The following is an 18,455-nucleotide window of genomic DNA, read 5'->3' on the forward strand; positions in this document are numbered from 1 at the left end:
ATGATTACGATTACGTTTGCAATTTTGCTATCCTTTACAGCTTCTGAATATGAGCTAGCGGGAAAAACTTCGGCAGCGTTGATATTATGCTCTCAGCTAAACACTCAAGTAAAGCAAGAACAGATTTCTAAATACATAAAATTTGAGAGGGAATTAAATAACCTTTTCTCACTATCAGGCGAGAATGAGAAGCATTATATCGAAGGCCAAGTATTATTTATTGACTCATTTGCTCATATTGAAAAGTCGAAGCCTGTAGACGAACAGCTACTGTCTCCTGAGCGATGTGATGACCATTTACAAGCAGCTAAAAAGCTAATCATTCGAGCAAAAGGCAACAACTGAATCTTACCTGTCTAGCTTTGAAATCTAGCTCTTTCAAAAAATAATATTTATCTGTTTTTACAATAAGCGTTCTCGTGTAGAACGCTTATATTTTTCCATAAAAGCGCCCCTTAGTTGGTCGCTCAGCCCTAACGACTAAAACCAATTCATAGGCCGCTAATCCACCAAGTAATACTCAATGGTGCTCACCACCCTGACCTTTTTTAAATGCGGCGAGTTGGAATCGCGGCTGCTAATGCTAAATTGACCTTGGCGCGCCGACTTAATTTTGCCCAGCGTTGATTGCGAATCATGGGCAAACTTGGTCGCCACTTCACGGGCATTATGAGTTGCCTGTTCAATCATCTGCGGTTTTAAGTCATTCAAGCTCGTGAATAAATACTCAATACGATTGCTGTAGCTATCGCCACTGACAGCAATTCCTTGTTTTGCCAGTTCGCTTATCTGACTGCTCGCATGACGAACTTTTTCGGGGTCTTGGCTGTACACCGACATATTCGCGGTAACTAGATACCTTAACCCCACTTGCTCTGGACCATATTGTTGAGCTTTCTTGTCTACCACCGCAACCTGGCCGAGGGATATTTCTTCATCACTGAAACCGTGCAGTTTTAAAAAGGCCACCACTGCCGCTTGCTTTTTCTCCACCGCCGCCATCACATCATCGAGTTTATCCCCCGCCTCGGTAAAGGCAATGGGCCAAATGGCGGTATCTGCAGGCACTTGCTGCTCAGCCAAACCTTTAACCGTGACCGTTCTGTCCATGGCTTTAAATTGCACTATGGCGCTGTGTAGCAAAAAGCCAATTGAGGCCAGCCCCAAAGCTAACAAAAATGCCGGTAATATATTGATGTGCGTTATACTTTTGTGCATTGGTGCTTTCCTTTTGCAGCAAGTGTGAGAGTATATTTCAGTGATCAGTGTACCAAAAAGAGTGAGCTATGAGCGTAAAACGCATTAGTCAGTTCTTCAACCCCCAATCGATTGCCGTTATTGGCGCCTCTAATAACCCCTCGCGCCCTGGTTACATCGTGATGCGTAACTTGCTACAAGGGGGCTTCAATGGCCCCATTATGCCAGTCACACCGAAATATGAAGCGGTACATGGGGTACTGGCCTATGCCGATATTGCCAGTCTGCCACAGACTCCTAGTCTCGCGGTGATTTGCACCAATAAGCAGACCATTGCGAGCTTACTTAGTGAATTAGCCGCTCGCCAATGCCGCAATGTTATTGTTATCGCCGCCGGGCTTAGCAGCGAGCAAAAGCACAGCCTCACGCAGCATTGTAAGGCGCTGGGAATGAATTTACTGGGCCCCAACTGCTTGGGGTTGATGATCCCCCATTTAGGCGTTAACGCCAGCTTTTCACACACGGTCACCCGCCCGGGGAAGCTCGCTTTTATCTCCCAGTCGGCAGCGGTGTGCTCAACCATTTTAGACTGGGCCGAACATAAAGATATTGGCTTTTCTTATTTTGTCTCTGTCGGGGATTGCCTCGATATCGATTTTGGCGAGCTGCTTGATTTTCTCGGTCGCGACGCGCGCACTAAAGCGGTATTACTTTACATTGATAACCTCAAAGACATTCGTGGCTTTATTTCTGCGGCCCGTGCTGCCGCTTTTAGTAAACCGGTGATTGTTATCAAAACCGGACGTACCGAGGCCGGCGCCCAAGCTGCTTTCGCTCACACCGGCGGCAACACTAGTTCAGATGCGGTATACGATGCCCTTATTCAGCGTGCCGGTATGCTCAGAGTTGCTGATTTACGCGAGCTATTTGCCGCCACACAAACCCTGGCGCTGCACCCTAAACTGCTCAAAGTCGAACCGCTGTGTATCCTTACCAATGGCGGCGGCCCGGCGGTGATGGCTGTGGACAGCCTGCTACAGAGCTCCGGTAAACTCTGTGAGCTCAGTGACCAAACCTTGGCGGCGCTCAATGCGGTGATCCCACAATCAGAGGCAGCCGCTAACCCGGTGGATATTTTCGGCGACTCCGACCCGGGACGCTATCAACAAGCCTTGAAAATATTGCTCGAAGCCAAAGAAGTGGAGAACTTATTAATTATTCACACTCCTTCTGCACTGGCGCCGAGTACCGAGTATGCAAAAATCATTGTCGATACCGTGGCCCAAGTCGATAGCCGTCGTCGTCCTTTTGTGATGACCAATTTTATGGGCGAAAATGCCGCTTATGAAGCGCGCAAGATATGCGCCCAAGGGGGCATTCCCACCTACCGCACACCAGAGGGCGCAGTAGGTGCATATATGCACTTAATTAACTATCGCCGTAACCAAAAGCACTTAACGCAAACCCCTGAGTCCATCGTTGATGAGTTAGCAATTAATGCCCAGGATACCCAAGGTGCTATTAATGCTCATTTAAGTCGCGGTGAAACCTACCTCAGCACCCACCAAGCGGCGCCCTTATTGGCCTATTATGGTATTGATACGGTGACTACCCATATCGCCACCACTCCCAGCGAAGCTGCTGAGGTGGCCAGCGAATGTGGCTTTCCGGTGGTGTTAAAGCTGATTAGCCCTGACATTGCTAGCAAATCTGAGGTCGGAGGCGTGCTGCTCAACCTCAATGATGCACATGAGGTAGAGCAAGCCGCGTTTGCTATCTTGCTGCGTATCAAGCAAACCTACCCACAGGCAAATATTCATGGCTTTTCCATCCAACCTATGGTGCCGCGCGCCGGTACTCATGAGCTGCGCATTGCCATTAAAACCGATCCCCAATTTGGGCCAGTGATCCTGCTAGGTGAAGCCGGGAGCGCCCTTGATTTTTCACAAGCGGCAGTCGCTCTGCCACCGTTAAACATGAATTTGGCCAAGTACCTGATTGCCAGCGCCCAAGATAAAGGCGTACTCAAGGAGCGGACGCTACCAGAAAAAGTGGATAAATATCGACTCTGTGCACTATTGACCCGGGTGTCACAGCTGATAATCGATCAACCGGATATTCATCACTTGGAGCTAAACCCACTGCTTGCCACCCAAGGCCAGTTTTTGGTGCTCGATGCTTGTATTGAAATCAGTCACTACCAACGCCTAGCGCATCGTAAGCGTTTGGCCATTCGCCCCTACCCTAAAGAATGGGAGCGCTCGGTGACACTCAAAGATGGCTCTCAAGCCTTACTGCGCCCTATCCGCCCCGAAGATGAGCAAGCACATCGTGAGTTTGATGAATCTTTGTCGAAAGAGGATCGTTATCGCCGTTTTTTTGGCGAAATGCCCCATTTTAGCCATGAACAATTAGCGAAAATGACTCAGATAGACTACGACAGAGAAATGGCGTTTATTGTCACCCGTAAACACCATGCTAAAGACTGCACCTTAGGTGTATCACGGGTACTTATGGACCCAGATAATGCCATAGCGGAATTTGCCATTGTCATTGGCTCGCAGTATCAAGGTTTGGGCCTAGGCCGGCTGCTCCTACAAGCGGCCATTGATTACTGTAAAGAGCAAGGGGTTACCAGCGTTCAAGGGACCACCTTGTGGGAGAACACCGGGATGATTGAGCTGGCTCGCAAACTCGGATTTACCGTGCGTCGCGACTTTGAAGAAGGCACGATAGAGATGATCTTGGCGCTGAATAATGAATGAGAAACGATGATAAGAATAAGAAACACCTTAGCACAAGTATTTGAATCACGAGGCCGCGTACGCCATTACGGCTACGCCTTTGACGCTATTTTAGTGGCACTGATCCTCGCCAATGTCATTGCTATTGTCATTGAGTCGGTGCCCAGTGTTGCTAAACAGCACATTGGCTTTTTCGCTTATTTTGAGCTTATATCGGTGAGCATTTTTACCCTTGAGTATTTAGCTCGGCTTTGGACCAGTGTTGATTTGGAGCGCTTTGAGAACAGCACTTTGAGTGATACGCAGCGGCGCCTGCGCTACCTTTGCTCGCCCATGGCGATTATCGATTTGTTGGCTATTCTGCCCTCTCTACTGGTGTTCTTTGTGTCCTTCGACTTGCGCTTTTTGCGGGTCTTACGACTGCTGCGTATCTTCAAACTCACACGCTACTCGCGGGCCATGCAGTTGCTGCTGCAAACCATTCGAGAAGAAAGTGGCTCTTTGTTTGCGGCCTTCTCTATTATGGCGGTGATTTTAATCGTCGCCGCCAGTGGCATTTACTTACTAGAGCATGATGTCCAACCCGATAAGTTTGGCTCTATTCCCAAGGCCATGTGGTGGGCATTGATCACCCTGACGACCGTAGGATATGGCGATGTCGTGCCGATCACCGGGTTAGGCAAGGTATTCGGTGGCATCATTACCATTTTAAGTATGGGGATGGTGGCCATTCCCACCGGTTTATTGGCATCAAGCTTTTCCGACCAACTGCGCCAACGTCGTGATAGATACAGCGAAACAGCCTACCAATTAATGGAAGATGGGGTGATTTGTAGAGACGACCGCGAGCAACTAGAGGCGCTCAGAGTCGAGCTGGGGCTGAGCAAGCAAGAGTGCGCGCAAATAGAGCAACAAGTGCGAGAAAAGCATCCTTTAAAGCGCTTTTGCCCACATTGTGGGCACCACCTAAATTAGCTACGCTTACTTAAGCAAACTAGCAATGCTGTCGCCCAAGGCTGGACGCTGCATGTGAAACCCTTGTATCGCAGCACAGCCGATGTCGCGCATCAGCTGTGCCTGGCGCTCAGTTTCCACGCCAACCGCAATCACGGTAAGCTCCAGGGCGTTAACCACCTTAAGAAAACGAGTGACTTTAGCTTGCACCGACATATCCATACAAATTTCAGCAACTAACTGCGGACCCAACTTCACTGCGCTGAGCGTATCCCCACACAGTTCAGGGACACAAAAGTCATCACCACGATTGACCTGCAGAGCTATTTTTACGCCCTCTTGTTGAAGCATTTGCAATGCTTGTTTGGCTTGCTCGTCTAACTGCAGCCAATCATTGACATGTATTTCCAACATCAGCTGCGCGAGGGGAAAGTTAAAACTGCGCAGCAGGTGAGTGATATCGCCGGTACACCCAGGCTGGCTAAACTCGCGCCCGGACAGGTTCATGTTTATAGTCAGCTCGTGACGTTGGCGCAACCAAAGCTGGCTCTCCAGTATCGCTCGCTCCAGGGTTTGTAAAAACAACTTAGACCATAGTTCGGGCTTGCGCACATGAACTAAAAATTCGTCAGGAGCAAGCAGTTGCTGCTGCTTTTGCCAGCGTAATAACACCTCAAAGCCGATAACTTGCTGACTCTGCGCTGCAAAAATAGCTTGATACTGATTGACGAACTCACATTGCTCGTAAGCAGATGCCACTGCTTTTTCGGTGTCTATACGCCGTTGCACATAAGCGTTCATTTCCGGCTTAAAGAACTGACAATGGCTCCCGGTTAGACGCTTCGCCTGATACATCGCCAAATCAGCACACTTTAATAACTCGTCACTGCGTTGCGCGTCTTGTGGAAAAAGCGCGATCCCAAGGCTAACCTCAACCAGCGGTTCCATGACCCGTTGTTTGAACGGCTGAGTTAATACATCGCGTACTTTTTTACACACAGTGACGATGTGTTCGACATCGTCCATATTCTCCAACAGCAAGGCAAATTCATCGCCACTCACACGCCCTAAGCTGTCTTGCGATCGCACCGTACGCTGTAGCCTATAAGCGAGGCTAAGTAACAGCTGATCACCACTTTCGAAGCCACGCGCACTGTTGATTTTATTAAGATTGGCGATATTAATCAGCACTAATGCACACTGGTTTTGTTGCCGCGCTGATTGCTCCAGCGCATGCTCCACTCGGTCCATAAAAAGAGCCCGATTAGGCAAGCCCGTTAAACTATCGTAATGGGCATGCTCACGCTTACTGGCGAGGGCATTTTTAGGCGCGCTGATATCGGTAAGGATAATGATATAGCTGGTGAGGTGGTGCTCAGCATCTGCCACCGCACTCATTTTCAATAGTACCGGTACCTGCTCACCGCTTTTAATAATGACAACTTCCTCACTCTGATAATGCTCACCCACATTGAGGTCATTCAAGATACGTAAGTAGTTAATACGGGTATTTTTACTCAACCCAAGAGTGAGGTGTCGACTTGAGCGTGTACTTGGCGAATAGTTAAAATGCTCCCGTAACGCTTGGTTAGTGGCTCGGATACGCAATTTATGATCAAGAATAATCACCCAATCACTGGTTTGCTCAAACGCCGCACCAAATAGCCGCGCATTTTCTTCAAATACCAACTCTCGGGTCATATTGGTATAGGTACCCGCAACTTGCATAGGCAAATCGTCTTGCCACGCCATGACTTTGCCAAAGTCCTTATACCAGCGCCATAAACCGTTGCTGTGACGCAGGCGATACACACAGTTGAAGTAACCCTTATCTGTAGACAAGAACTCTAACCACTCAATACGGAACTTTTGCCGCTCATCAGGATGAATAAGTGCCAGATAATCATCTAAGTGGCAGCTATCGTAGTCATAACCCAGTTCCTCGCGCAGACGCGGTTGGTATATTTGGCTACCCTCTTGCCGCCAATCCCATACCCCAGAGTGACTGCCGTCCAAGGCTAGTTTCAGCCGAGCTTCTGATTCTTTGCTCTCATTGTGGGCAGCAATAATCATGCGCTGAATCTGATTTCGGCGGTACAGCCACAAGCCCACCAGGGTCGCCCCCAGCAGTACATATAAAGTCAGGTAAAAAGGTGAGCTCCAAGGCGGATAATCGACCTTGATTTGCAGCTGCGCGGGATCAGTAAATTCGCCTGTGAATGGGTCCTGTGCCCACACCTTGAGAGTATGCAAACCTGGGTTAAGCTTTGAAAATACCACCCGGTTATTATCTTTGGTATGTGCTTTGGGACTGTCGCCAAGCTGATATTGAAAAATAATACGGTCTTGATAGTTATATATCATTGCCGCAAAAGACACCTCTAAGCCGATATCATCATGCTCTAGATGCACTTGCTCTAACGGGCTAAGTTGTTTATCTAACTCCCGATAGGCGAGCTGCGCGGAAGTAATATTGACGCGCTTAAGTAACGCTCGCTGCGGCTGGTTCTGCTGTGGGTAAAAAAGTGTTGCGCCTTTAACGGAACCATACACCACTCGACCATCATCAAAACGGCTAAAAGAGCCGCCATTAAACTCATTCGTGGCCAACCCTTCTTCGGTGGTATATTGCTGAAAGTGCTCGGTCAATGGATTAAAACGCCAAATACCTTTGTGGCTACTCATCCAAATCATGCCATGCTCATCCAGCACCAAATCATACATTAAGGTCCCCAGCCCTAGTTTCTGTAAATCGATGCGTTTAATCAGCTCGAATGTGCGCGCATCCAGCGCCACTAGTCCAAAGTTAGAAAACGATAGCCACAAAACATTTTGATGGTCGACGACATAGCTGTTGAGATTCACCGCCAAGTTTTCATGGGACTGAGGTACTTCGTAGAGCAGCTGTAATTTTTGCTGCTCGCTATCAAGGCGTAACAACTGCCCACCACTGTAAAATAAGGGTTGGTTCGGCTTATCAGGCAGTGGTTTGTTGAAGCCAAGCGCAAGGAAGGGGTCAAACTCATCAAGATCGCCGTGCAGTGGCGTGAGCACTTTCGTATCTAAGTCGAAATAGAAGAATCCTTGGTCTTGATTCACTCCATATACGCGGTTATCTGGGGTTTTGTATAGGCCATGTAACCAGCCTTGCAAATACTGTTGCTGCTCACTGTTGGTAGCAATAACACGATGTAGCTCAGTACTATCAATATCGAAATAGAATAAGCCTCGTGTAGTATTTAACAGTAACTGATCAGCAAAAGGAATAAGCCTGTAAATACTAAAGGCATTATCAAGCTGATCGCTCAAATAGTTTTTGTACAAAATTTGACTGCTATTGTGCTGTGTATCGACAATAGTAAGGCCATTGTGAGTACCCAAATAAAGGGTATTATCGACCACAGTGGATGCCCAAATATTATGGTGCGACAGGCCCTCGCCACGTAAATTCTGTGCTGTTAGATTATCAAATTGAAAATGCTTTTTCGGTAAAAAGAAGGCGCCATCACTTTTGGTTCCCACCCACAAATCCCCTTGTGGCGTTTCTTGTATGGCGATAATACTGGCGTCTGATAAACTGTACTCGCTGTCGATAAGTTGGCGACGTTTACGCAGAGCTCGGGTGGAAATATTAAATTCAAATAAGCCTTTATCAGTGGCCAACAGCACGGTGTCTTCGCCTAACACCTGCATTTGCCATATGTTCAAGTCAGCTATTAACATTTCGCTAGCAGGTGACTGTACATCAGCGGCGAGCGAACCATCGGCGTTAATATCAAGCTGATACAGACCTTTTACCGTGCCAACCAACAAATGTTCAGCGTCTATCACCGCGAAAGACTTCACATTATTACGGTGGATACCACTGATGCCTGCGGGAAGATGTGCCAAAGAACGGACTTTCTTAGTCTGTAAATCATAGATATAGGCACCCGAGCTAGTACCGATATAGACCTGCTCGCCGAATTTGAACATTTGCCTTACCAAAGAGCGCTCATGTTCACTTTCCAGCGTGAACAATGAGGTAACTTCGCCGGTCTCTATATTCAGGCTCGCCACATCCTCACCACGACCAAGCCAAAGCTCATTGGGGCCAATAGCCAACATAGTAAATACCGCTTTAGCGAACGTAACGTCGTCGTTCTGTGGCGGCCCCAGCACTTGCTCGGTGCGCCCGGTATCAGGGTCAAAACGATGTAACCCAGCGAGTAATGAGGCTATCCAAATATGACCTTGTTGGTCTTGATAGAGTGCGTCGATCATCGCCTCATCAAGCTCGCCATTGTCTCCGGCCACAGCAATGACCTGATAACCATCGTAGCGATTCAGACCGCTTTCGGTGCCCAACCACAAATAGCCGTATTTATCGATCAACATATTACTGACATAGCTTTGCGACAGCCCTTCATTCGGCGACAGTCGTTGTACTTTGGCACTCACTGCACACGCTAAGAAGCAGCAACACACTAGCAAAGCTCTAAGCATGATTTCCTCGATTCAGGCAATATGCCAAGATATCGCGTCCTTGGCGCTGATAGGCATTAAATCGCTGTTGTAATTCGTCGGGCAAGTCGGGTTCTGGCTGAAACCCTAAGCTGAGGTAAAAAGCGGCTAAATGGGCGTAAATAAAACTAAAAACGGGCTGCTTTTGGTGTTGGCACACAGTACTGATTAACTCTCGAGCAACCCCGTTTTGCCGCCACTGTGGGGCAATAAACACGCCAACGAGTAGCAAGTTTTCCGATAAGTGCAACAAGCGAGCTGCACCAATGATGCCACTATCGGCCCTGGCTACCCAAACCTGATCTGCCTTAGAGGCACGACCTCGAGCCCCATAAGCCTGATAAAACTTGTTAACTAATGGGGTGGCGATGTCAGCAAGGCGCTGCACATCAACGTCGCTCATCGCGATGCACTCATCAATGCCAAATAATGTTCAAACTGTTGCTTAAGATAGTTTTGCTCAGAGACAGGACGAATATTAATCGCCTCATAAACTTTGTCGCGGGCATTTTTACCACGCACTATTTGGTAAGCCCAAAATGAGGCCTCATAGTCTAGCTGAATACGGTACTTTTCTTCGCGAGGCAGTAGGCACAAATTGAAACTCATCGCAGTTACACTCAGGTTGGTGTTCATATCCTGACTATACTATACCAAATCCGACCTAGGGCAAAAGTAGATAGTTTGTTGCTTAGTTGCGACAAGTGCTAGAAAAACCTAACTAACTTCCCTAGAATGGTGGCGAAATTTAACGCGTATTTTACATGGGTAACGGAGTAAGCCCAATTGCAAAACAAGGAAGTGCCACGCATAAACTATGGTATAGCATGCTTAACTCAACCTTGTTACAACGCACCATCCTCTATGTTACTTCGCTATGGCTGCTGAGTGCATCTGTTAGCGCCTATGCATCGTCTAACATGACCTTTAACAAGCCTGTTGATACGCCACAAGCTCGCTATGTTATTGAACTTATGGATTTAGCCTATGATCAGCTTGGATATCAGCTTGAGTTGATAGAGTTTGACCAGCCACAAGCATTACGCGCTGCCGACGAAGGGACTTTAGACGGGCAATTAGGGCGCATTGCTGCAATTGAATCTCGTTACGCTAATTTGGTTCGTGTTGATTTTCCATTGTTTAAGTTTGAGTTGATCATGCTTACGCGCTGCGCCGAGTGCCAACTGAACGATCTTAACAGCGTGGTGCTGCGCAGCGGTTACCCAGTAGCCGAACAATACCTCGACAGCCAAAATTACCAAGGCCGGCGGCTCAGCCTAAAAAGCGTGTCGGCGCAATTAAACCTCTTAGCTCAACGACAAGTTGATGGCATTGCCATCTTAGACTTTCACCTCAAACAGGCTTTCGACAGCCATAGCAACCCCAGCTATCATCGCCAGCATCTTAATGATTACTACAGCTACCACTATGTGCATAAACGCCATGAGGCGTTGATCCCTGAGTTACTCGCGGTGTTAAACACCCTTAAACAAAATGGCGTTGTTGACTACCTAAAACAAAAGCACGGCTTATAAATCAAGCTCTCCTTGCCCCGCATTAGGTGTGTTGGTGTCGCCGTGTTGTTGCTTGCGCTGCATTGCTCGCTTATAGCGCTGATGACAAAGTAGGTTAACGTGACGTTTTTGCTCGTCACTGAGTTGGTTCCACATAAAGCGCTCATCGCGAGAACGAAAGCAGCCCAGGCAATAACCACGGTTATTGACCTGACATACCCCTTTGCAGGGGCTATCAATAGAAAAGATTTCCAGCTGCTGCATGTACGCTCTACCCAGTGTGATTAGGCCATGGTCCAATGCTGTTTGCAGCGCATAACGCCGAACGCATTGACTATCCTAGCCTTTATTACCCTTGGTGGGTATTAAAAACCAACCCTAGGTATAACGTTAATGCCAAAGGCTCTGAATTACCAGCCTAGGTATCCATTTCTTCCTTGCGCAGTACTGGGCGCGCATACAAGGCCGTAACGAGATCGCGCAGCTCTTCGGGGATAGCACGCATACGCTCATCAAACTCTTTCACATCCACGGACTCGGAATCAACTACCGCATCACCGTGCTTAGCGGCAATGTAATTGCCTGGGTGCAAATAAAAAGATTCAACAATCTGCTTATCGATGGTTTTTGCAAGATCCTCTGGGGTATCACAGCCACTTTGCACCGGTTGACCAAAAGCGAGGTGGACATGGCCTTTATTGGTCGTAAAGCCCTCCACTATACTGCTGATATCCTCACCGGCAGATTTTATATACTCGCCGTGGTGCTTTTTATGATAGAGCTCCTTCGCTTTGGATATCGCACACGGTTCATATTGATAAGAAATGGACACCGGCACAATTTTTAGCTCACGTACATACTCAGCAAACTCTTTCTTTTGCTTGCGCCCATTCAATTGCAGCATTTTTAATAACGCCGGATCGGTTTGATCAAAACCGTCTTTGGTACGCCCTTCGCGCTGGGCTATCCAAATACTGTGGCCATCCTGCAACGAGTCATAAATATAGGCTGAGAGCTGTGATAACGCTTTAAGCATTTCTTTGGGTGCTTTTGCCGAGCGTTTTACAATAAAACTTTTGTTTAAGCGCATCAGCTCAGTGATGTATGGGATCTGTAACAGATTATCTCCAATGGCGATACGCACGGTATTCATATCATGTTGGTGCAAGCCAAAATTCACCAACGCGGGATCAAGCACAATATCACGGTGATTGGAGATAAACAGATATGCTTGGTTTTTATCGAGCTTATCTAGCCCTGAATAGGTGACCTCTGAGGTGGTGTTGTGGATGATGCGCTCAAGATAATGCACAACTTCAAGCTGGACCTGGCGCACTGAGTTTACTTGGCCCCATTTACGTTTCAGGCTCGCACGCACCAGCGGGCGAGATAGAAAGCGCATACCGGCAAGCCAACCGGGCAAATTATGCTTCGCTATCAAATCAACAAAGTCATTATCTGCTACCAACCGGGCAACAGCATCTGCTACTTCGTCGTCATTATAGGGTCTTATGTCTGCATACTTATCCACGATTACACCTTATTACCACAGGCAAAAAAACGGCGCTTATTGTATCGCGCCATTTACGTATTCGCTAAGTTTATCAACTCTTACCAGTAAGGGATACAACCCTTTATGCATTATCATGGTGCTGCGCAGGTGCTTGCCAGGCGCGCAACTTCAGCCATACCAAGCGTAATAACAACAGCAGTAAAATCACGGCTAAACTTTGCGATAACCACGGTGCCATAAGCTCATGCTGATGCCCAACTAAAGGACTCACTGCAAAGTCGAACCGTGCCACCAGCCAATTCGTTAAATACCCAAATGCTAAGGCTACACCAATGACAGCACTGAGATAGGCAACAATCGCGCGCTTGCCTAACTCCTTACCAACAACACCGAGCGTGGCAATGTTAGTCGCAGGTCCTGCTAACATAAATACCAATACCGCGCCTGGCGATACTCCAGCAATGAGCAGTCCAGCAGCAACTGGCGTAGATGCCGTGGCACAAATGTACATTGGAATACTGATAAGCACCATCACCGTCATCGCCAATAATCCGCTGCCCCACTGGCTTAAGTAAGAAGCGGGCACATAAGTTTGCACTAACGCCGCGAAAAACAGACCAATCATTAACCACATGGCGGTATCGTTTAACAGTTTCGTAGTACTAAAGTGCACCGCTTGCTTAAACTTAGCCATGAAACTGGGCTCTTTTGTAGCTTTAGAACGGCTACTGCAGCATGAGGCCGGCGCTGTGTTATCAGCCTGTTGTACCTGCGTGGGAACTTGAGATACTGGCGCTTGTTGCTTATTGGTGCAACATGAAGTGCGCGGCTGTGGCGTTTTTTCGGCGCAGCAACTCAGCGACGATGGCTGTGTCGGGGTTGCCTCGGGCTTAGGCTCTTTACCTACTAGCACACCTGCGGTAATGGCACTGGTAATTGCGGCGATAGGACGAATAATAGCCATAAAAGGGCCCAATAAGACATAGGATACAGACACTGAGTCGACACCAGTTTCAGGCGTAGAGACTAAAAAGGACGTAGTCGCACTTTTCGAAGCGCCTGCCCGTCTGAGCCCAACGGCTGCTGGGATCACGCCACAAGAACACAACGGCATGGGCGCGCCAATAAAAGCCGCTTTCACAGTTGTCCAAAAGCCTTCTTTACCAAGGTGGCGTTGCAAAAAGTTAGCAGGAAGATATACATTGATGAGCCCAGCTAAAAACAGCCCCAGCATCAGCCAAGGTGCAGATAGCACAAACAGTTGCCAAAAATTAGTTAGTAAGTCCATCAATGTCCTCCAATGCGGTCAAAATTGAACAATGCTCTGCCGGTAATTCTGTGCCACAACACTGCTCGGCTAATTGTGAAAGAGAGGCATAAAAGCGTTGCAACTCAGCGATACGCTCTGCCACAAGTGCCTTTTTCCGCAACGTGAGTTGCTTCACTTCATGACAGCTATGCTGCTGTTTCTCAAAGTTAATCTTCAATAACTCAGAGATTTCTTGCAAACTAAAGCCGACGTCTTTAGCGCGACGAATAAAGTTTAATTGCGCTAAATGGGCGTGCGTATAATCCCGGTATCCTGCTGCAGTGCGATTAGGCGACTGTAATAGCCCTTGCTGTTCGTAGTAACGAAGCGTATCGGGACTCATGTCCACCTTTTTTGCTAACTCTGAAATTCGCATTAGTTTTTCTCGCAGTTATTTAACTGTCACTGATTGTAGACCTTAGTGTTAACTCCAAGGTCAATATTTTTTTTGCGTCCGCCAAGTCACCATGAAAGACTAGTGCTAAACCACCGTATTTTAACGCCTACTTTGTCTAACTGGCCAAATGAAAGAAGAGAGTTATGAACATAGTACTACTTGATGCAAAAACTTTAGGTGACAATAGCTTAGCCCCACTGGAGCAACTCGGAGACTTCCATGCTTATGAGCTAACTGAGCCACAGTCCGTTGTTACTCGTTGCCAAGATGCCGAGGTTATTATTAGCAATAAAGTAGTGATTAATGCTGAACACATGCAATCGCTACCTAAGCTCAAATTGATTTGTGTTGCTGCCACCGGCACCAACAATATCGACTTACAAGGTGCAGCCGAGCAAGGCATCACAGTATGTAATGTTGCTGGCTACTCTACCGCCTCAGTGGTGCAGCACACCTTCGCCCTACTCAACGCCTTATTAGGTAATATTCATCGCTACATTAATGACTGCCATCAAGGTGCTTGGCAACAAAGTGATATGTTTTGCCGCTTGGATTATGCCATTGAGGAGCTTGCCGATAAAACCCTTGCTATCATCGGCTATGGTGAGTTAGGTCAGGCGGTGGCGCGCGTTGCAGAAGCCTTCGCTATGAAGGTCATTGTTGCGGAGCGTAAGGGACAGCCAGTACGAGAAGGACGGGTTAGCTTTGAACAGGCACTGCAAAACGCTGATGTGGTCTCTATTCATAGTCCTTTAACGCCACAAACTCAGCAACTATTTAACGCCGACGCATTCGCTTTAATGAAACCAAGTGCAGTGCTCATCAATACAGCACGTGGCCCTATTATTGATGAACAAGCGCTCGTTGCGGCCCTAGAGCAAGGCGATATAGCCGGTGCGGCGTTAGATGTGCTCACACGTGAGCCTGCCACCACAGATAACCCATTAATTGCATATCAAGGCCATAACTTATTGCTCACGCCACACATTGCTTGGGCCTCTCGCCAAGCCCGCGACCGCCTCATTGAACAATTGGCGAAGAATATTATTGGGTTTGCCAATGGTGAAATCCGCAATCAGGTTAGTTAGATTCACTAAACTATGGGTTTCTAGGCCTAAGAGACAACTTAATCATTTCATAACCTAATGATAATAAAGACAAATAAATATTGGCATTAAATTTGTTATCTTACCTAGGTGTTAACAATACTTAATAACGGATATAACAATGAAAAAAACACTTATTGCCGCTTTAGTCGCCCTTCCTTTATTGGGAGGCTGTGTTGTTTCAGTGAATGATGGCGATGCTGATGCTCGTTGGGCTGGCAGTGATTGGCAGCAGCAACAAAAAGATAACCGCACATACATTGCTGACTTGCAGCTAGGTACGGGGTTTGCGCAAGTGAAAAACTCTTTGGGAACGCCAGATTTCAGTGAATCTTTCCGTCATCAACAAGACAACTACCAAGTGTTGTTTTACGCCACGCAAAGTAAAAAGTCGGATGGCAAAATCTCAAAGGACGAATGCACCCCTTTGGTGTTTGCTGATGGCGCCTTAGTCAGTGTAGGTGACAGCGCCTACCAAGCGCTTATCAATAAGCTGTAAACGTTCAGCCACCCACAGGGGTGGCTTTTTTTATGCGAAAAATACAATGGTGTTACGCCCTTGTTGCTTGGCTTTATAAAGCCCCCTGTCAGCGCGCTCAATAAGCTGTGATTCCGATTGCGCGTCCCCAAAACCAGGATAGGTGGACACCCCTATACTGAGAGTGACGTGGTCAGCAACAGGCGAGTCTATATGCGCCACGTTAAGCTCTTCTATAACGCGTTTTAGCTTTTGTGCCAACGCCATGGCTGTCCCCTCTTCACTCCCTGGCAGCACAGCAGCAAATTCTTCTCCGCCATAGCGAGCGACGAAGTCACTACCACGTTGACAATTGGCCACCAAGGTTGAAGCCACTTTCTTCAAACACTCATCACCGCGTTGGTGGCCATAGTGATCGTTGTAGCGTTTAAAAAAGTCAATATCAATGAGCACCACAGATAACGGCAACCCAGCGCGGACACTACGCCGCCACTCCCGCGAGAGCTGTTCATCAAAATAGCGGCGATTGGGGATTTCGGTTAAGCCATCGATACTGACCAGCATCTCTAACAGGTCGTTCTTTTGCTTGATAGTCAGCTGGTTTTTAACTCGCGCGCGCACTATGGCACTACCAAAGGGTTTGGTTATGTAGTCCATGGCACCGAGCTCAAGGCCTTTAGCTTCATCGACGAGTGAATCATTGGCGGAAATGATAATGACTGGAATAGGCTGGGTGCGCTCATCATGCTTAAGTTTACGCAGCGCCTCGTAGCCGTCCATACCGGGCATGACTATGTCCAGCAAGATCAGGTCAACACTGTTAGTCGCTAGCCACTCAAACATGGCCTCAGCACTTTCTACACAAATTACGTCGTGCTTGGGGCTCAGTGTTTTTTCCAAAATCACCCGATTTAACTCGTCATCATCGACAACAAGAATGCGCGCTGGCCTCATTTAATTGTCCCATCTGTCTAAACCGCTCACAAAACCAATGATAAAGTATGATTTTAATCACGTATAACCCGCTATTTAACGTATTTACCCAGTTTAGACATAAATACCTAACAATTCACTGAATATATGGCAGAAATTAGCCACATACACAGTGAGTCAGCTTGTATGCTTAGAGGTTTTCTTCAGCAAATGAAGCAAGGCGACTGCGCACCACACCGTTTAGGTTTACGGTGGCACTGCCCTCGAAATGCTTAAAACGCTCAACGATATAGGTCAAACCCGATGTCACTGGGGTCAGATAGTTACTGTCTATTTGCGCCAGATTCCCCGAACAAATCAATTTAGTGCCCGCCCCGCAGCGCGTGATGATCGTTTTCAACTGTGAGGCTGTTAAATTCTGACTCTCATCAAGCAATACCACAGCATTTTGGATACTACGCCCACGCATGAAGTTCACCGATTTAAACTGAATATTGGCTTTTTCCATAATATAGTTGCGACTGGAAATCGGGTTCTCATCGCCTTTGTGCAACACCTCCAAAGAATCGGTGATCGCTGCCAGCCAAGGCGCCATTTTTTCTTCCTCAGTGCCCGGCAAAAAACCTATAGACTCCGCTATTTCAGGGGTATTGCGGGTCACAATTAGTTTGTCGTATATGCCTTTTTCGATGATCATTTCAAGGGCGGCCGCTAAGGCTAAAATAGTTTTGCCGCACCCTGCCGGGCCAGTGAGTAACACCAGTTCGATATCTGGGTCGAGCAAGGCGTCCATGGCCATGCCTTGGTAAATATTTTTTGGTTTAACGCCCCAGGCGCTGCGCGCCAATAGCCGTTCGACTCCTAGGTCTTTTAGGGTTATATGTGCTTCATCATAGCCAACTACGCGAGCCGCGAAATGGCCACTGTCATCAAGCAAATATTCATTGGCAAATACATCAGGTACCAACTCTCTGGCAACGTGATGAAGCGCATCGCGCCCTTGCTGCTCGGTTTCACACTCTCCGACATGCTGCCAGAAATCACCCTCTATTTTTTTATACCCTGAGGTCAGTAACGTAATGTCATCAATCAGTTGGTCTGTACGGTAATCTTCAACATAATGCAGACCCGCACCTTTGGCTTTAAGGCGCATGTTGATATCTTTGGTCACTAGCACCACTTTGGCGTCGCTGTACTGTTTTTGCAGATACACCGCGCAGTTAATGATGCGGTGATCGTTTTCATCACCAGGCAGCCCAGAGATGCTATCTGCAAATAAGTGATCATTAACAATAATGAGCTTACCCCGAGGCACTTCTGGTGCACGTTTATTACTGGGCAATAACACCCCCTGCAACATTTGCTCTGGGGTGGCATCGCGCAATACTTCATCGAGTGCACGAATAGCCACTCGTGCATCGCGACTCACATCACGTTTGCGGTCTTTTATGTGGTCGAGCTCTTCGAGGACAGTCATTGGCACAATTACATCGTGTTCTTGGAAAGAGAGGAAAGCAAGGGGTTCGTGGAGTAATACGTTGGTGTCGAGCACATACATTTTACTACTGGTAGCGTGGCGGTCTTGGTCCATAGCGCGTTCCTATTTGTCTTTTATTGTATGTATGCCGCCGCAGCTCAATAAACAGCCTGAATCAGTAGCGGCATACTTCAAGTTTAGTCTATGGATTACAAAAGACGCTTTTATGACAGTAAAAAAGACGGTGAAAATCACACTTTTTTGTTTGCAAAAATGCCCTTCTTTTGCTGCTGTATATAAAACACACAAGCGTAGAAACTTTTCTGCGTT

General features: G+C 47.5%; 16 protein-coding genes. 6 read left to right on the forward strand and 10 right to left on the reverse strand.

The features are described from left to right. Entirely contained in the window at nucleotides 1-345 is a 345-nt protein-coding gene (locus MHM93_RS10180) for a hypothetical protein (RefSeq protein ID WP_239449070.1), read from the forward strand. A 156-nt stretch (nucleotides 346-501) separates the two neighbouring features. Here the strand turns inward: MHM93_RS10180 and MHM93_RS10185 are convergent, their stop codons facing one another. Further along, entirely contained in the window at nucleotides 502-1,218 is a 717-nt protein-coding gene (locus MHM93_RS10185) for an SIMPL domain-containing protein (protein WP_045979577.1), read from the reverse strand. A gap of 68 nt (nucleotides 1,219-1,286) precedes the next feature. Here MHM93_RS10185 and MHM93_RS10190 point away from each other — a divergent pair, with 68 nt between their 5' ends. After that, a complete protein-coding gene (locus tag MHM93_RS10190) occupies nucleotides 1,287-3,962 on the forward strand; it encodes a bifunctional acetate--CoA ligase family protein/GNAT family N-acetyltransferase (RefSeq protein ID WP_239449071.1) in 2,676 nt (891 codons plus the stop codon). Nucleotides 3,963-3,968: 6 nt separating this feature from the next. Beyond that, complete coding sequence (locus MHM93_RS10195) at nucleotides 3,969-4,916, forward strand: ion transporter (protein ID WP_239449072.1); 948 nt, start codon at nucleotides 3,969-3,971, stop codon at nucleotides 4,914-4,916. A gap of 6 nt (nucleotides 4,917-4,922) precedes the next feature. On the opposite strand, the gene MHM93_RS10200 is transcribed toward MHM93_RS10195, so the two are convergent. From MHM93_RS10200 to MHM93_RS10210, 3 genes are read right to left on the reverse strand one after another with little or no spacing between them, the layout of a single operon-like run. Continuing rightward, nucleotides 4,923-9,380, reverse strand: coding sequence for an EAL domain-containing protein (locus MHM93_RS10200; RefSeq protein ID WP_239449073.1), 4,458 nt, complete (start codon nucleotides 9,378-9,380; stop codon nucleotides 4,923-4,925). Beyond that, the gene (locus tag MHM93_RS10205; protein WP_138590309.1) at nucleotides 9,373-9,801 is read right to left on the reverse strand and encodes a GNAT family N-acetyltransferase; all 429 of its coding nucleotides are present in this window, start codon (nucleotides 9,799-9,801) and stop codon (nucleotides 9,373-9,375) included. Before MHM93_RS10205 ends, MHM93_RS10200 begins: the two co-directional genes overlap by 8 nt. After that, nucleotides 9,798-10,007, reverse strand: a complete 210-nt coding sequence (locus tag MHM93_RS10210; protein WP_026111308.1) for a DUF3283 family protein — start codon at nucleotides 10,005-10,007, stop codon at nucleotides 9,798-9,800. The genes MHM93_RS10205 and MHM93_RS10210 overlap by 4 nt, the downstream gene beginning before the upstream one ends. A gap of 218 nt (nucleotides 10,008-10,225) precedes the next feature. Here MHM93_RS10210 and MHM93_RS10215 point away from each other — a divergent pair, with 218 nt between their 5' ends. After that, nucleotides 10,226-10,933, forward strand: a complete 708-nt coding sequence (locus tag MHM93_RS10215) for a transporter substrate-binding domain-containing protein (protein ID WP_157795521.1) — start codon at nucleotides 10,226-10,228, stop codon at nucleotides 10,931-10,933. Here the strand turns inward: MHM93_RS10215 and MHM93_RS10220 are convergent. The 4 genes from MHM93_RS10220 to zntR all read right to left on the reverse strand — a co-directional run bounded on the left by MHM93_RS10220 (nucleotide 10,928) and on the right by zntR (nucleotide 14,110). After that, a complete protein-coding gene (locus tag MHM93_RS10220; RefSeq protein WP_239449074.1) occupies nucleotides 10,928-11,176 on the reverse strand; it encodes a DUF1289 domain-containing protein in 249 nt (82 codons plus the stop codon). The genes MHM93_RS10215 and MHM93_RS10220 overlap by 6 nt on opposite strands. Before the next feature lie 154 nt (nucleotides 11,177-11,330). Beyond that, nucleotides 11,331-12,443 (reverse strand): 1-acyl-sn-glycerol-3-phosphate acyltransferase, encoded by a 1,113-nt coding sequence (locus tag MHM93_RS10225; RefSeq protein WP_022946335.1) that lies wholly within the window; start codon nucleotides 12,441-12,443, stop codon nucleotides 11,331-11,333. Between the two features lie 103 nt (nucleotides 12,444-12,546). Continuing rightward, nucleotides 12,547-13,713, reverse strand: a complete 1,167-nt coding sequence (locus tag MHM93_RS10230; RefSeq protein WP_239449075.1) for an SO_0444 family Cu/Zn efflux transporter — start codon at nucleotides 13,711-13,713, stop codon at nucleotides 12,547-12,549. Continuing rightward, complete coding sequence (gene zntR / locus MHM93_RS10235; RefSeq protein WP_239449076.1) at nucleotides 13,697-14,110, reverse strand: Zn(2+)-responsive transcriptional regulator; 414 nt, start codon at nucleotides 14,108-14,110, stop codon at nucleotides 13,697-13,699. The genes MHM93_RS10230 and zntR overlap by 17 nt, the downstream gene beginning before the upstream one ends. Nucleotides 14,111-14,274: 164 nt before the next feature. On the opposite strand from zntR, the gene MHM93_RS10240 reads away from it, so the two are divergent. Both MHM93_RS10240 and MHM93_RS10245 read left to right on the forward strand, forming a co-directional pair. Further along, a complete protein-coding gene (locus MHM93_RS10240; protein WP_239449077.1) occupies nucleotides 14,275-15,219 on the forward strand; it encodes a D-2-hydroxyacid dehydrogenase in 945 nt (314 codons plus the stop codon). Between the two features lie 139 nt (nucleotides 15,220-15,358). Further along, complete coding sequence (locus MHM93_RS10245) at nucleotides 15,359-15,736, forward strand: DUF3192 domain-containing protein (protein ID WP_022946339.1); 378 nt, start codon at nucleotides 15,359-15,361, stop codon at nucleotides 15,734-15,736. A 30-nt stretch (nucleotides 15,737-15,766) separates the two neighbouring features. Here the strand turns inward: MHM93_RS10245 and MHM93_RS10250 are convergent, their stop codons facing one another. Both MHM93_RS10250 and MHM93_RS10255 read right to left on the reverse strand, forming a co-directional pair. Beyond that, entirely contained in the window at nucleotides 15,767-16,669 is a 903-nt protein-coding gene (locus tag MHM93_RS10250; RefSeq protein WP_239449078.1) for a diguanylate cyclase, read from the reverse strand. Nucleotides 16,670-16,838: 169 nt separating this feature from the next. Beyond that, nucleotides 16,839-18,239: a PhoH family protein gene (locus MHM93_RS10255; RefSeq protein WP_239449079.1), complete on the reverse strand. Its 1,401-nt coding sequence runs from the start codon at nucleotides 18,237-18,239 to the stop codon at nucleotides 16,839-16,841. Nucleotides 18,240-18,455: the final 216 nt, after the last annotated feature.

It is taken from the genome of Pseudoalteromonas sp. MM17-2 (genome assembly GCF_022347945.1).
Lineage (GTDB): Bacteria > Pseudomonadota > Gammaproteobacteria > Enterobacterales > Alteromonadaceae > Pseudoalteromonas > Pseudoalteromonas ruthenica.